16 protein-coding genes and 2 pseudogenes are annotated in these 13,688 nt (G+C 41.1%); 6 read left to right on the top strand and 12 right to left on the bottom strand.

Translation table 11 applies throughout. From position 1 onward, the window contains the following. Nucleotides 1-18: 18 nt before the first annotated feature. A complete protein-coding gene (locus tag M1E93_RS01305; RefSeq protein WP_004923874.1) occupies nucleotides 19-624 on the bottom strand; it encodes a LysE family translocator in 606 nt (201 codons plus the stop codon). Nucleotides 625-721: 97 nt separating this feature from the next. Here M1E93_RS01305 and M1E93_RS01300 point away from each other — a divergent pair, with 97 nt between their 5' ends. Genes M1E93_RS01300 through M1E93_RS01290 form a run of 3 tightly spaced genes read left to right on the top strand, consistent with a single transcriptional unit; the run spans nucleotide 722 to nucleotide 2,841 of the window. Next, complete coding sequence (locus M1E93_RS01300; RefSeq protein WP_004923872.1) at nucleotides 722-1,702, top strand: hydrolase; 981 nt, start codon at nucleotides 722-724, stop codon at nucleotides 1,700-1,702. Next, nucleotides 1,699-1,917 (top strand): YheU family protein, encoded by a 219-nt coding sequence (locus M1E93_RS01295; protein ID WP_004923869.1) that lies wholly within the window; start codon nucleotides 1,699-1,701, stop codon nucleotides 1,915-1,917. The genes M1E93_RS01300 and M1E93_RS01295 overlap by 4 nt, the downstream gene beginning before the upstream one ends. 57 nt (nucleotides 1,918-1,974) lie before the next feature. Continuing rightward, nucleotides 1,975-2,841, top strand: a complete 867-nt coding sequence (locus M1E93_RS01290) for a phosphoribulokinase (RefSeq protein ID WP_004923866.1) — start codon at nucleotides 1,975-1,977, stop codon at nucleotides 2,839-2,841. Between the two features lie 73 nt (nucleotides 2,842-2,914). Here M1E93_RS01290 and M1E93_RS01285 read toward each other — a convergent pair whose 3' ends face one another. Continuing rightward, entirely contained in the window at nucleotides 2,915-3,319 is a 405-nt protein-coding gene (locus tag M1E93_RS01285) for an OsmC family protein (protein WP_014656965.1), read from the bottom strand. Nucleotides 3,320-3,623: 304 nt separating this feature from the next. Between M1E93_RS01285 and crp the strand changes: the two genes are divergently transcribed. Together crp and M1E93_RS01275 are read left to right on the top strand one after the other, a co-directional pair. Next, nucleotides 3,624-4,256, top strand: a complete 633-nt coding sequence (gene crp, locus M1E93_RS01280; RefSeq protein ID WP_004923862.1) for a cAMP-activated global transcriptional regulator CRP — start codon at nucleotides 3,624-3,626, stop codon at nucleotides 4,254-4,256. 195 nt (nucleotides 4,257-4,451) lie between these two features. Beyond that, the gene (locus M1E93_RS01275) at nucleotides 4,452-5,426 is read left to right on the top strand and encodes a hypothetical protein (RefSeq protein WP_104873046.1); all 975 of its coding nucleotides are present in this window, start codon (nucleotides 4,452-4,454) and stop codon (nucleotides 5,424-5,426) included. 25 nt (nucleotides 5,427-5,451) lie between these two features. On the opposite strand, the pseudogene M1E93_RS01270 reads toward M1E93_RS01275, so the two are convergent. Both M1E93_RS01270 and M1E93_RS01265 read right to left on the bottom strand, forming a co-directional pair. Then, nucleotides 5,452-5,586, bottom strand: a pseudogene (locus tag M1E93_RS01270) (IS5/IS1182 family transposase); the annotation flags it as partial. Nucleotides 5,587-6,000: 414 nt separating this feature from the next. Further along, a complete protein-coding gene (locus M1E93_RS01265; protein WP_419177201.1) occupies nucleotides 6,001-6,126 on the bottom strand; it encodes a cytidine deaminase-like fold-containing protein in 126 nt (41 codons plus the stop codon). 418 nt (nucleotides 6,127-6,544) lie between these two features. Here M1E93_RS01265 and M1E93_RS01260 point away from each other — a divergent pair. Further along, a pseudogene (locus M1E93_RS01260) lies at nucleotides 6,545-6,685 on the top strand (IS256 family transposase); the annotation flags it as partial. Between the two features lie 81 nt (nucleotides 6,686-6,766). On the opposite strand, the gene argD reads toward M1E93_RS01260, so the two are convergent. The 8 genes from argD to agaV all read right to left on the bottom strand — a co-directional run bounded on the left by argD (nucleotide 6,767) and on the right by agaV (nucleotide 13,675). Continuing rightward, on the bottom strand, nucleotides 6,767-7,981 hold the full coding sequence (gene argD / locus M1E93_RS01255; protein ID WP_042117047.1) for a bifunctional acetylornithine/succinyldiaminopimelate transaminase: 1,215 nt from the start codon (nucleotides 7,979-7,981) through the stop codon (nucleotides 6,767-6,769). Nucleotides 7,982-8,110: 129 nt separating this feature from the next. Then, complete coding sequence (locus M1E93_RS01250; protein WP_004923848.1) at nucleotides 8,111-8,686, bottom strand: aminodeoxychorismate synthase component II; 576 nt, start codon at nucleotides 8,684-8,686, stop codon at nucleotides 8,111-8,113. A 326-nt stretch (nucleotides 8,687-9,012) separates the two neighbouring features. Beyond that, a complete protein-coding gene (gene nagA, locus M1E93_RS01245; RefSeq protein WP_004923842.1) occupies nucleotides 9,013-10,161 on the bottom strand; it encodes an N-acetylglucosamine-6-phosphate deacetylase in 1,149 nt (382 codons plus the stop codon). A 44-nt stretch (nucleotides 10,162-10,205) separates the two neighbouring features. After that, nucleotides 10,206-11,060, bottom strand: a complete 855-nt coding sequence (locus M1E93_RS01240) for a tagatose bisphosphate family class II aldolase (RefSeq protein ID WP_014656969.1) — start codon at nucleotides 11,058-11,060, stop codon at nucleotides 10,206-10,208. Nucleotides 11,061-11,069: 9 nt separating this feature from the next. After that, a complete protein-coding gene (gene agaF / locus M1E93_RS01235; protein WP_004923836.1) occupies nucleotides 11,070-11,504 on the bottom strand; it encodes a PTS galactosamine/N-acetylgalactosamine transporter subunit IIA in 435 nt (144 codons plus the stop codon). Nucleotides 11,505-11,516: 12 nt separating this feature from the next. Beyond that, the gene (locus M1E93_RS01230; RefSeq protein WP_014656970.1) at nucleotides 11,517-12,410 is read right to left on the bottom strand and encodes a PTS system mannose/fructose/sorbose family transporter subunit IID; all 894 of its coding nucleotides are present in this window, start codon (nucleotides 12,408-12,410) and stop codon (nucleotides 11,517-11,519) included. Continuing rightward, entirely contained in the window at nucleotides 12,400-13,182 is a 783-nt protein-coding gene (gene agaW, locus M1E93_RS01225; protein ID WP_004923830.1) for a PTS N-acetylgalactosamine transporter subunit IIC, read from the bottom strand. The genes M1E93_RS01230 and agaW overlap by 11 nt, the downstream gene beginning before the upstream one ends. A 10-nt stretch (nucleotides 13,183-13,192) precedes the next feature. Continuing rightward, the gene (gene agaV / locus M1E93_RS01220; RefSeq protein WP_014656972.1) at nucleotides 13,193-13,675 is read right to left on the bottom strand and encodes a PTS N-acetylgalactosamine transporter subunit IIB; all 483 of its coding nucleotides are present in this window, start codon (nucleotides 13,673-13,675) and stop codon (nucleotides 13,193-13,195) included. Nucleotides 13,676-13,688: the final 13 nt, after the last annotated feature.

Raw genomic sequence — 13,688 nt, 5'->3', positions numbered from 1 at the left:
TTATCTATCCCCCCTTTTTTATTCGAGCCAAATTAATGGCACACACGCCGCGGTTAATAGCCCCATCACTAAGTTAAAAATAAACCACGCTCTGCGACTTTTTAGAAAATGGCCGATCAATGCTCCGCCCGCCATCCAGATTAGCCCTGCCACAAAATTAACGGTAACCACCGCAATACTCATGATGATAATGGATTGCACAAACAGTTCTCCGGGTAGACTATAGCTCCCCACAGCACCTAACCCCATCATCCATGCTTTAGGATTTAAAAATTGTAACAAACCACCTTGATACCATTTGATATTTTTTGTTGCTGTCGTTTCTGTTTTTAGTGGCGAATAACGAGCCGTAGCGGTTTTCCATGCTAACCACAATAGGTACGTACTACCCGCGATTTTCATCGCCACATGCAAAGCAGGATAAAGCAATAAAAGCGCTGCAACACCGAAAGCGGAGAGGTAAAGTATTGATTGCATGCCTAACATAATCCCTAATAATAAGGGAATACTGCGACGAAACCCATAATTTGCCGTGCTTGATGTTAATAGCATGTTATTAGGGCCAGGTGTTATTGCTGCAATGAATAGAAATGTAAAAAGAGAAAAAACCAGCCCTAGACTCATTTATAATCAATCCTCAAAAATTGAGCATACTTGCATCATAAAAAAATAACAGTATGTTATGTGCCCTACAAGGGAATTACTAAATTAAATTAAGGCTATGTCAGAAAACTTTCGCCCTATTAATTGGGCTAAAAATCCACATCTTCAAACATTATTGCCAAGAATTTTTCGTAGAACGCCGAAAATCAAACCAATTTGGCAACGGCTAGAGCTACCTGATGGCGACTTTATTGATCTTGCATGGAGTGAAGCTCCCGAACAGGCAAGCAAAAAACCTCGTTTAGTCATCTTTCATGGCTTAGAAGGTAACTTTAAAAGCCCCTATGCGCATGGGATGCTTGAAAGTGCCCAAAAGCAGGGATGGCTGGGTGTGATTATGCATTTTCGCGGTTGCAGCGGCGAGCCTAACCGCCAAAAACGGATCTATCACTCTGGCGAAACCAGTGATGCACGTTACTTTTTGCATTGGTTAAAGCAGACTTGGGGGGATGTTCCGACAGCGGCTGTTGGTTATTCTCTTGGTGGCAATATGTTAGCCTGCTATTTAGCAGAAAATGGTGATGACGCCGATATTGATGCAGGTGTTGTTGTTTCCGCACCTTTAATGCTAGAGCCTTGCTCAATCCGTATGGAAAAAGGGTTTTCTCAATTTTACCAACGCTATTTACTTAATGGATTAAAGCGTAACGCAACACGTAAACTCGTTCGCTACCCGGGTTCATTACCGCTTAATTTGCTACAATTAAAGCAGCTAAAACGTATTCGTGAATTTGATGATGTGATCACCGCAAGAATTCATGGTTTTGAGAATGCGACCGACTATTACCAGAAATGCAGTGCATTACCAAGGCTGCCTCGTATTACAAAACCAACATTAATTATTCACGCAAAAGATGACCCTTTTATGGCACCTGAAGTCGTGCCAGATATCTCACGTTTACCTGCTAATATTGAATACCAAATGACAGAGCATGGTGGGCATGTTGGTTTTGTTAGTGGTAGTTTAAGAAAGCCAGAAATGTGGCTAGAGAAACGTATTCCACAGTGGCTAACACCGTATTTGGATAAACAATCATGATTATTCCTTGGAAAGATTTAGCACCTGAAACTTTGGAAAACCTAATTGAAGCTTATGTGCTCCGTGAAGGAACGGATTACGGCGAGCATGAAAAGACGTTACAGCAGAAAGTGGATGATGTGAAACGGCTGTTAGTTTCTGGGGAAATTGTGCTAGTCTGGTCAGAATTGCACGAATCTGTTAATTTTATGCCTAAAAATCAGTTTCGCCCGTAACCCCGTTTCGCTCATGGCTTAAACAGCGTGGACGTAACGCAACACAGGGAGTCCACGATGTCAAAAAAGCACCCCATTATTGCAATTACCGGTTCTAGCGGTGCTGGAACCACCTCAACAAGTCTGGCATTTCGTAAAATATTCCACCAATTAAATATTCAAGCCGCAACCTTAGAAGGTGATAGTTTCCATCGTTATACTCGGCCTGAAATGGACATGGCTATTCGCAAGGCGAGAGAGCAAGGCCGCCATATCAGCTACTTTGGTCCAGAAGCCAATGACTTCGCCTTATTAGAGCAGACACTGTTAGAGTATGGCTTACATGGTAATGGTAAATCGCGTAAGTACCTGCATACCTATGATGAAGCGGTACCGTATGGGCTTCAACCCGGTACATTTACGCCATGGGAGTCCCTGCCTGCGAACAGTGATATTCTTTTTTATGAAGGCTTGCATGGCGGGGTGGTGACGCCAGAAAATGATGTTGCACAACATGTTGATTTATTGGTGGGCGTTGTACCAATTGTTAACCTTGAATGGATTCAAAAGTTGATCCGCGATACGACCGAACGCGGCCATTCACGTGAAGCCGTCATGGACTCCGTCGTTCGTTCAATGGGGGATTACATCAACTATATTACGCCGCAATTTTCACGTACGCATATTAATTTCCAACGCGTCCCCACTGTCGACACATCAAACCCATTTTCTGCGAAAGCGATCCCTTCACAAGATGAAAGTTTTATTGTGATCCGTTTTAGGGGGCTGGAACAAATTGACTTCCCATATTTACTGTCCATGTTAAACGGCTCATTTATATCAGCAATGAATACCATTGTTGTTCCTGGCGGTAAATTAGGCTTAGCCATGGAATTAATTATGACACCTCTCGTTGAAAAATTAATAAAGCAGAAACACGATTAAGCGCCGATGATGCTTATTATTATTTAATAAATAAGCATCATGAATTAAAAAAATTATATAATTAATAAATAAATTATTGATTCTGGATTTCAAAACTGTGGGTAACTTTAACCGCTTTTTCTAACATTAAAGAGACTGAGCAATATTTTTCAGCCGAAAGTTGAACTGCACGTTCAACCGCTTTTTCCGTTAAATCCGTTCCAGTTACAATAAAATGTAAGTTGATATGGGTAAAATAACGTGGAGCTTCATCGCGGCGTTGTGAGGTTAATTTAACTTCACAACCTTTTACGTCATGGCGGCCTTTTTGTAGAATAGACACAACATCCACTGAACTACACCCCCCAACCGCCATTAACACCATTTCCATTGGACTTGGAGCTTTATCACCTGAATTGCCATCCATCATAACTTGATGGCCTGATGCTGATTCTCCTAAAAATGAGAGACCTTCAACCCATTTAACTCTTGCTTCCATATTTAATTCCCCTAGGAAAATATTTTCTAAAAGATAACATTGTTGCATAAATACTTTCAATCAAATAGCTGCTTTAAGATGCTGAACCGATAAAAGCAAGACTTTCTCGGTTGAATATGTTACAAACAAAGTTCCACCTGATAGGGTTAAGATCAAAACTCAAGGTTTCAATTGATAATATTATAGTGTTGGTATTAACTTGCTCTATAATGCGAATTAATATGCTAAGCTAGTGACTTTAAAAACCAGCCGTTCTCGTTACAATTAACTGAATGGCTGTATTAACATACAGAGGATAACGCTAATGGTTCTCGGCAAGCCACAAACAGACCCTACTCTTGAATGGTTTTTGTCACACTGCCATATTCATAAATATCCATCCAAGAGCACTCTGATTCATCAGGGTGAAAAAGCAGAAACCCTTTACTATATCGTTAAAGGCTCAGTGGCTGTTTTAATCAAAGATGAAGAAGGCAAAGAAATGATCCTCTCCTATTTAAATCAGGGAGATTTCATTGGTGAACTAGGGTTATTTGAAGAAGGACAAGAACGTTCAGCTTGGGTTAGAGCAAAAAGTGCCTGCGAAGTCGCTGAAATTTCTTACAAAAAATTCCGTCAACTTATTCAGGTCAATCCTGATATTCTTATGCGCCTTTCTGCGCAAATGGCAAGTCGCCTGCAAACCACCTCAGAAAAAGTCGGTAACCTTGCTTTCCTTGATGTGACAGGCCGTATTGCACAAACTCTGCTTAATTTAGCGAAACAGCCCGATGCGATGACGCATCCAGATGGAATGCAAATTAAGATCACTCGCCAAGAAATTGGCCAAATCGTTGGTTGTTCACGCGAAACCGTTGGTCGCATTTTGAAAATGCTAGAAGACCAAAATCTGATCTCCGCACACGGTAAAACGATTGTCGTGTACGGTACTCGTTAACCGATATTAGTCTCACCACTTTGGTAAGACCGCGATTGCATAATGGCTTTATATCTTTGATATAGAGCCATTTTTGCTTCAACATCACCGAAAAACCAGAAAATAGCATTAATATCGTTATTTTATATTATTCATATCTACTAAAAAATAAAATCTAGAATAATTAATATACTATTATTTGAAGGTTTTATTAAAATGAAAATAAGTGAACATCGTCCATCCCTAAAATATATCAACCAAACAATCACGGCTCATGCAGAGATGCTAAAGCGTGGCAATATGACCCCTGAGACAATCTCTGAATCATGCCGGATAAAAAGAAATAATTTAGAGGCAAAATATAAGTTTCTTAACGAAACAAATAGCATTAAGCCAATATCAATCACCTTACCTACACCAGTAAAATTCGATGACAACGCATTTAAAGAGCGACAAGCTAAAATCGATGCGGCAATGAATATCGCCAATATCCTAAAGGAGAGTCAACTCCCTTCTCTGCCCTCATTATCGTTACCATTGAACTATTCATTAAAATCGAAGCATTCAACAAATACGATTAAAGAGCATGATTGTAATATGAGTGGTAACCAGTCAGCTCATTCGCTAAATATACCTAGACCCACAACGGATCTTCGACAAAAACTTGAGCAGTTGAGATCTAAATGTGAGAGGGTTGCTGCTAATTTAGATGCTAATAGTTATTCTGCTGAATCACTAAAGGTGAATTCAATGATCCACCTGAAAAAATTAGAACTCAATGCAAGCCTTATTGGCACTGACTACTCAGAGCTGGATTTAGTATGGTATATGGATAAAAAAGCACAAACTCAATCCGAGAAAGAGGCAATAATTAAAAATTTCACGCCCCCAAAACCAATCGCACATCAAAAAGGAAGCCGAATTCCCCTCAAGATACCGACTATCACTCAGGAATTAGATCAACCTAGAAAAAAACGTTCCATTCATCAGGCTACTGACATTATTTCATCTCATTCTCAGGGCAAGGGGCGAGTGATTATCAATGGGCAGGTAAAAAGAGACCTGAGTGGAATGGCATTATCCCCTTCGACTGCCGATCCGCGCAAAACAAATATCGATAAAATGCCAAAGAAAGAAATTAGCATTAATCATACAAAAAATATCAATACAAAAAGTGCTAAGGCATGTTGACCTTTGCTGTTTATTTTTTAATAAATCATATAGGGAGCCACATGACTGAACATGCTAAGGCAATCATGTTTTCATAATTGCTTGTTAATTTGTGATACCGAGTTGCGACGGCTCGGTATTTCTAAATTTACAGGAAGGCATTTTCAACTACGTGCCAATATTACTTGTCCACAGCTCCTTAATTGAGACAGCGATAATTAGATTTTTAGCCCGAAAAATATAACGCTTGTTGCCGACATCCAGTGTGTGGGCTGGCTGAATCATGCCAATGAAGTTATTTATTGAATAAGTGAAATCAAATCTCAGTAGATAAAATTAACTACTGGTAACTGATTGAACAGTTAAGGATTTTTAAGTCTATAGTCGAGGTGATTGTACTGTAAAAACACAAACAGCTAAAGAACACGCGGTAAAATCAAGACAGTATACCATGGGGTACTTGCGCCCCCGCCCATAGCTGATTATTAGTGGTCAGTGGCAGAATGAGCTCGGGTTTACGGCAGGCAGTCACTTTACCCTCACACACCAAGCCGAGTCGTTGATTATCCGGCTGACTGATAATTTCAATCCTTCTTTATCTGCCATTGCGGCAATATCCACATACAGGCTCTTTTGTCACCCTCATATTCATATCTCGACTAACGGTAATAATCTTCATATGCTTACGAATAGTACCAACTTCAGCATGAGCAGAAGCCATATTTCCATTCGATACATATTTGCTAGGATTTTTTCTACTTTAGTTTCATTCTATCGTTAATTAACGTTGGACGATTTTTATCACCTAAAAAATAATCCGGTCTATTTCCTTGGTTAGTATCTTTAAATATTTCGCTTTTTTCTTTATTTATTAATTAATTCCGCTTTCACCTTCGGAATAGATGTATGTGTAGTGGCATAGTTAATTTGGCCACCTAAATAGAGCTGTTATTATACACTGCATAACTTAACAGGTGACATGTATAACAAAGCAAATTCGACGTAACTTCAGGGCGGAATTTAAACGAGAAGCGGCTCAATCAGTTCACTCGACGGCTAACTAAACTGACCGTTGAAACAACATTAAATGTGGAATTAACTAAACACCTTGAGCATGAAAAAATCCCCCTCAATCAGGCTCTAATGATCCTGTGCGTAAAGCCATTTATTTAGCGATTGAATCGGCCTCTAAAAAGTAGAGTATGCCAATTCAAAACGGGAAACAGGCAATGAGCCGTTTTATTATTGTATTTGGTGACCGCCTAAACGGTCACCTTTAATGAAAGGCAAATACCCCAAATTATTTATAGGGTCAAAAAGACTCAAAGAGGTATTAACCTCTTTGAGTGTTAAAAATGTATTTATTTCAGAATACGTTCAATCGCTTTTTCTAATTTCAACATACCACTATTAATTTCTTCTTCCGAAATAATTAACGATGGCGTAAAACGTAATACATTAGCGCCAGCATTAAGCATCATTAATCCTTCATTGGCACAAGCTTGTAAAATATCTTTCGAACGATCTTTTAATTCCCCTTTAAGCTCTGCACCAATTAATAGCCCCATACCTCTAATTTCAGCAAAAATATTATATTTCTCATTCAGCTTATTCAAATGAGCAACAAATAATTCGCGACGCTTTGTCACACCATCAAGTACCTCTTTTGTATTGATAATATCAAATGCTGCATTACCAACCGCACAGGCTAATGGGTTACCACCATAAGTGGTACCGTGAGTTCCCAACCCCATAGCTTGCGCAATTTCATGGGTTGTTAACATTGCACTGATAGGGAAACCGCCACCTAAAGCCTTAGCTGTAGTCAGAATATCCGGTGTCACGCCGTAGTGCATATAAGAGAATAACTGCCCAGTGCGCCCCATACCACTTTGTACTTCATCAAATACCAGTAATGCATTGTTATCATCACATAGCTTACGCACACCTTGCATAAACTCTTGCGTGGCAGCAGTCACACCACCTTCCCCTTGAACAGGCTCTAATACCACCGCACAGGTATTTTCATCTATCACCGCTTTCACGGCATCGAGATCATTAAATGGCACATGAATAATATCAGCAGGTTTCGGCCCAAAACCATCCGCATATTTCGCTTGGCCTCCAACTGAAACCGTAAAGAAAGTACGCCCGTGGAAAGCTTGTTTGAACGCAATAATTTTGGTTTTATATGGGCTGTGCTTGGTAATGGCATAATGGCGCGCTAACTTAAACGCAGCTTCATTAGCTTCCGCCCCTGAATTGGCGAAGAACACTCGCTCAGCAAACGTCGCATTGATCAGCTTCTGTGCCAATCTTAAGGTTGGCTCATTAGTAAAAATATTACTGACATGCCATAGTTTCTCACTTTGCTCACGAACAGCAGCAACTAATGCAGGATGACAATGGCCTAATGCCAATACCGCGATCCCACCAGCAAAATCGATATATTCTTTACCTTGCTGATCCCAAACTCGGCTACCTTCCCCACGGACAGGAATAAATTCCGCTGGAGAATAAATAGGTAAAATAACCTGATCATAAGTTTGCCGATTTACTGCTTGTGGTTCTTTCATACCCCTCACCTGCCTTATCCAATGCCTAAGTGAAAATATAATCATTAAATATGAATAAAAAATCACAAAAGAGCAATAGCAAAGCGAGTGATGGGGATGAATTTATTTTTTTATAGATACAGTGAGTAACTAATATTTTAAAAAATTATTCAGTAATTCATGGCCTTGTTCACTCAGAATACTTTCTGGGTGAAACTGAACCCCCTCAATTGGCAGAGTTTTATGACGTATTCCCATAATTTCATCTACGTCACCGTTATTCAGTGACCATGCGGAGACATCAAAAGACGCTGGTAATGTTTCTGCGGCAATAACGAGAGAATGATAACGTGTAACTGTTAGTGGCCGATTTAAACCTTTAAATACCCCTTGGTGGTTATGATGAATAGCCGATGTTTTGCCATGCATCACTTCTCTAGCCTTCACAACCGTTGCACCAAAGGCTTGACCGATCGCTTGATGACCAAGACAAATGCCTAAGATAGGGATTTTCCCTGCAAAATATTTAATTGCTTCAAGAGAGATCCCTGCCTCATCAGGCGTACAAGGGCCTGGTGAGATCACTAGGTGTGTAGGCGCTAACAACTCTATCTCTTCGATAGAAATTTCATCATTACGTTTAACGAGTACTTCCGCCCCTAATTCACAGAAGTATTGATATAGGTTATAAGTAAATGAATCGTAATTATCAATAAGTAAAAGCATAGTAGCCTATCCGACTGATTTTTATCATTATATGTTATATTCCCATACACAGTTTTTTGCGCTTAGCAATCAGAACTCTGACTAAAAAATAGCAAAAAATAGTCGGGGGCAGGTATCATAACACAGCCGAAGCAGGAAAATAGCCTATTTAAATCAAGTAATCTGATTTACTGAAGCCAGTTTCCATATAAAAATCATGGAATTATATTCACATACTGATAACAAGTTATTCTTAATTAATAAGAATAACAACGTTCCATTCTACATCTATTCATACAATTGCAAGACAACCGCTTAGGGCATGGCGTTTCATACCCTAAATCTGTTTATCGTTGAAAAACCCGCTTACCGTTTACAAAGGTTGCTTGTATTTCGCCTGCTGTATCACAGAGCGTTAAATTCGCTTGCTTGTTGGGGGCGATTGATCCCAGACGATCCGCAATACCTAATGCTTTTGCTGGATATAAACTGCCATGTAACCATGCTTGTGCGAATGATATGTCGCAAGCTTGCTGCAATGTTTTCACTCCTTGTTCGAGGGTTAAGGTACTCCCTGCGAGGCTACCACTTTCTGTTCTGACAACCCCCTTTTTCATCTGCACAGTCATTTCACCGAGAGAGTATTCACCATCAGGCATGCCAGTAGCACGCATCGCATCTGTAATCAGTAGTAACCGCTCCCCACAGCAGCGGTAAACCACTTTGATAGCGGCAGGATGTACATGATGACCATCACAGATTAATTCAACCTGACATTGGTCGTTGGTTAAGGCTGCACCGACCATGCCTGGCTCACGATGATGTAGGCCATTCATGCCGTTATAGCAATGAACAACCCCATCCGCACCTTGATTTAGCCCATCCTGAGTCAATGCATAATCCGCACTGGAGTGGCCAAGCATGACACGGATCCCTTGTGATTTTAACCAAGGTATTAGTTCAAGAGAGGTTGGATGCTCGGGTGCGAGAGCTACACATTTTAAACTTCCTTCAGCAAGTGATATCCATTGCTGTAATAGGGCTTTCTCAGGTTGGTGCAATAAGCTTTCTGGGTGAGCTCCTTTATGTTGGGCCGTAAAAAATGGCCCTTCAAGATAACTTCCTAGAATTTCGGCGCCATCTACCCCTTGCTTCTGGCTATCTTTCACTTGAACCAATGCCCGCTCAATATCTTTATGCTGGGCGGTCACTGTTGTTGCTAAAAATGCGCCAACGCCTTTCGATGCTAAGAAACGAGATATATTATTGAGCGATTCATGGGTCGCATCCATCACATCGGCACCAGCACTACCATGAATGTGGGTATCAATAAGTGCAGGCAATAATGTGAATGGCAATAGCTCTTCAGCAGACTGCGTATTCGGGATAACGTGTTGGATACACCCATTATCATTCAATACGACTAAAACATTATCAGCCCACCCAGAAGGCAATAATGCCCTACGAACATATATCTGTTTATCTGATTTCATCATCTTACATCCTATCAGTGCCTCTTGTATGCGTCAGTAAACACGACTTACATCATACCTGCACTGCCACAAATATTGATTTTACTTTCAACGACTTTACGCATTGCCTCTTTACCTGGTGTAATATATTTACGAGGGTCATTAGCGTCTGGGTGCTCAGCAAAATGCGCTTTGACAGCATCCGCAAAAGCAATTTTTAAATCTGTTGCCACATTCACTTTGCACACACCAAGTGAAATCGCTCGTTTAATCATCTCTTCAGGGATACCAGAAGCACCGTGTAGGACCAAAGGAATATCGACTTGCTGTTTAATCGCCGCTAAACGCTCAAAATCAAGGTGAGGTTCACCATGATATAAGCCATGGGCGGATCCTATCGCGACGGCCAATGAATCAATACCTGTACGCGTGATATACTCTTTCGCCGCCATAGGATCAGTATAGAAGCTATCTTTGCTATCAACGACTAAATCGTCCTCTTGCCCCCCTAATCGCCCTAACTCCGCCTCAACGCTGACATCATAATTTTGGCAATATTTCACGACTCTACTGACGGCTTCGATATTCTGTTCGAAAGCAAAGTGAGAGCCATCAATCATCACAGAACGAATACCGGCACGTACTTTACGGCAAATATCGTCATACTCCTCATGGTGATCAAGATGTAATGCAATCGGTAAGTGATTCACTCGTGCAGCTTCACGACAAATCGATACCATGTATTCCAATCCTGCATAAGTAAACGTGCTCGGTGTTCCTGCTAAAATAACAGGGGATGACATTGCTGCTGCTGTTTCGACAACAACTTGAACAGTTTCAAGGTTATGTACATTAAAAGCGGGAACTGCATAACCATTACGTTGTGCTTTTTTCAACATTTCACGGTTAGAAATTAAATACATATGCTCTCCTTAAATGCCATCATCATGAGCAACAGATTGTTTTTCACGTTGTTGCTCATGCCACAAACTGGTTAACCCCCGATGCCCACACTCCAATGCCATATCGCGGAATTCTGTTACTGACATTCCATCCCTCTCCAGCATCATTTCTGCGACCATTTGCATATTGGTTCCAGTGATAACTTGGTAGTTTTGATTTTCCAAGGCCATCAATGACGCTTGCCGAAATGGTGAGCCACCTAATAAATCTGTTAAAAAAACGACACCATCACCTTGATCACATTGCTGACTTGCCTTTCTTAATGCTTGTTGAAGCGAATCGGTACACATTCCCTCAGGAAAATCTATCGCAACACATTGTTCTTGTGGGCCAATAACCTGTTGTACTGCTTGTAACAGGCCACTCGCAAAACCTCCATGGCCTGTAATGACGACACCTAACATTTGCCATTCCTCTTATAAGAATCCAACTAATTTACCAAGCACGCCAAATACCACGGTGACACCAATTAATTTCACAGGTGAAAAACCTTTTTTCATTAGCCAGTAGACAAGTAACGTAAAGCTTAATGGCAATAAATTTGGCATCAGTTTGTCTAAAACGTCTGTCTGTAAAGCCACTTTTGCTTCACCAGCCGTCATGATTAGTGGTGTAGAAAGATGCACATAAGAGGCAACTAGGGCGCCGATAACCGTCATTCCAACAATAGAAGCGGCATGTGAGATATTTTTGGTATGTGCTTTTAGCATGGTTATCGCTTTTGTTCCCGCGCGATAACCATAATGAGCCAGTCCAAAACGCAATGCGAAATGCACGATATTGAACATAAGCAGAAAAATAATCGGCCCAAATAAACTGCCTTGTAGTGCGAGTGATGCCCCAATACCAGCACAGATGGGCAATAAGGTTAGCCAGAACAACGCATCGCCGATGCCGCCTAGCGGCCCCATTAACGCTATTTTCACTGCACGAATGGTGGAAATCTTCTCCTTGCTACGCTCCATCGCTAGCACTAAACCGGATAAAAATGTCACATCAAATGGATGCACATTGATAAATTCCATATGCATTTTCATAGAATTAGATAGATCTTCCGGTTTTTTATGAATTTTACGTAACGCTGGGATCAAGGTATAAAGCCAACCGCCAGCTTGCATACGTTCATAGTTAAAAGAAGCTTGTAGTAATAGCGAACGCAGTGCCATAACGTTAATATCACGGTGAGTCAGTGCTGTTGCAGGTTCGCTATCAAGGTAATCATCACGCTCAACCTGACTAGTTGCCATCGCTTGAGCCATTCGTTGCTCCGCTTTTGCTGCCAGAGCTTCATCATTGTCATTAAATGCCATCATTCATCTCCTGAGCAACTTTAGGTGAGCTGCCGTTATCATTGTTGTCATTACGTGTGCGGTTGAAGAAATCAATCAGTGCGATTGCAAACGCGCCAAGTGCGACCGCAATAATGGGCATATTCAGGAAAGTCACTGAAATAAAACCAAGAATAAAATAGGCAACATACGTCTTTTTCATCATGATTTTCATCAGTAGTGAGAAACCAATCGCAGGCATCATGCCCCCCGCCACAGCTAAGCCATCCAATAGCCATTGAGGTGCTTTTTGTACCATGGCGCTTGCGGCATCAGCACCAAAGTAGATGGGTAAGAAAGCAACAATAAAGTAGAAAGAAAACAGAATCAGGATCCCAAAATAGTTCACCATCTCAATACCGCGCCAATTGAGCTTTTTCACCATTTCGTCGCATTTATGCATCATGGGTGAATAGAGTGTGAACAGTAATGTGATACAGCCTTGTACCGCGATAGAAAACGGTACAGCAATACCGATAGCAACTTTAGGATCCGCATGTGTCATGATGGCAAATGTCGTGCCAATAATACCGCCAATCACGACATTGGGTGGCTGAGCACCAGCAAGTGGCACCATCCCCATCCAAACCAGCTCTAGCGTTCCTCCGACTAATAACCCCGTTTGCACATCACCTAAAATCAATCCAACAATAGGCCCAATAACCACAGGTCGATGGAAGTGTGTCAAACCATTAAATAAATCGACTCCCGCGATCCCAGCAATCAAAGCGATAAGTAGTGCGTCAGTCATCATACTGACCTCCTTAGCTAATTAGCTTAGAGACGGCTTCCCCCGCCTCATCAGGTACACGACGAATTTCACAAGTGATCCCTAATTTTTCTAATTCGCGGAATGCATTAATATCGCTATCATCCACAGAGACCGTTTTATGAATTTGTTTTTTACCTTCGATAAAGTGCATATTGCCAACATTGACAAATTTGATAGGAACTCCACCTTGAACTAGGGTGAGTACATCTTGAGGCGTTTTACAAACGATAAAAATCTTTTGTCGATCCGCAGCCTTATGGATCACATCAATGGTTTTTTGCAGCGTAAAATAGCGAGTTTGTACACCATCGGAAACCACCATATCCATCAAAGATTGAGCAACGGGATCAACGGCGGCTTCATCATTTGCAACAACCACTAAATTAGCACCAAGAGAATTTGTCCAAGTCACGCCAACTTGACCATGGATCAAACGATTATCGATACGAGTCATCAATATATTTGGGGTAGACATACTCACTCCTATT

The organism is Providencia sp. PROV272 (assembly GCF_049901975.1).
GTDB lineage: Bacteria > Pseudomonadota > Gammaproteobacteria > Enterobacterales > Enterobacteriaceae > Providencia > Providencia stuartii.
The sequence above is the reverse complement of the archived record's forward strand: the minus strand, read 5'-3'. Positions and strand labels throughout refer to the sequence as shown.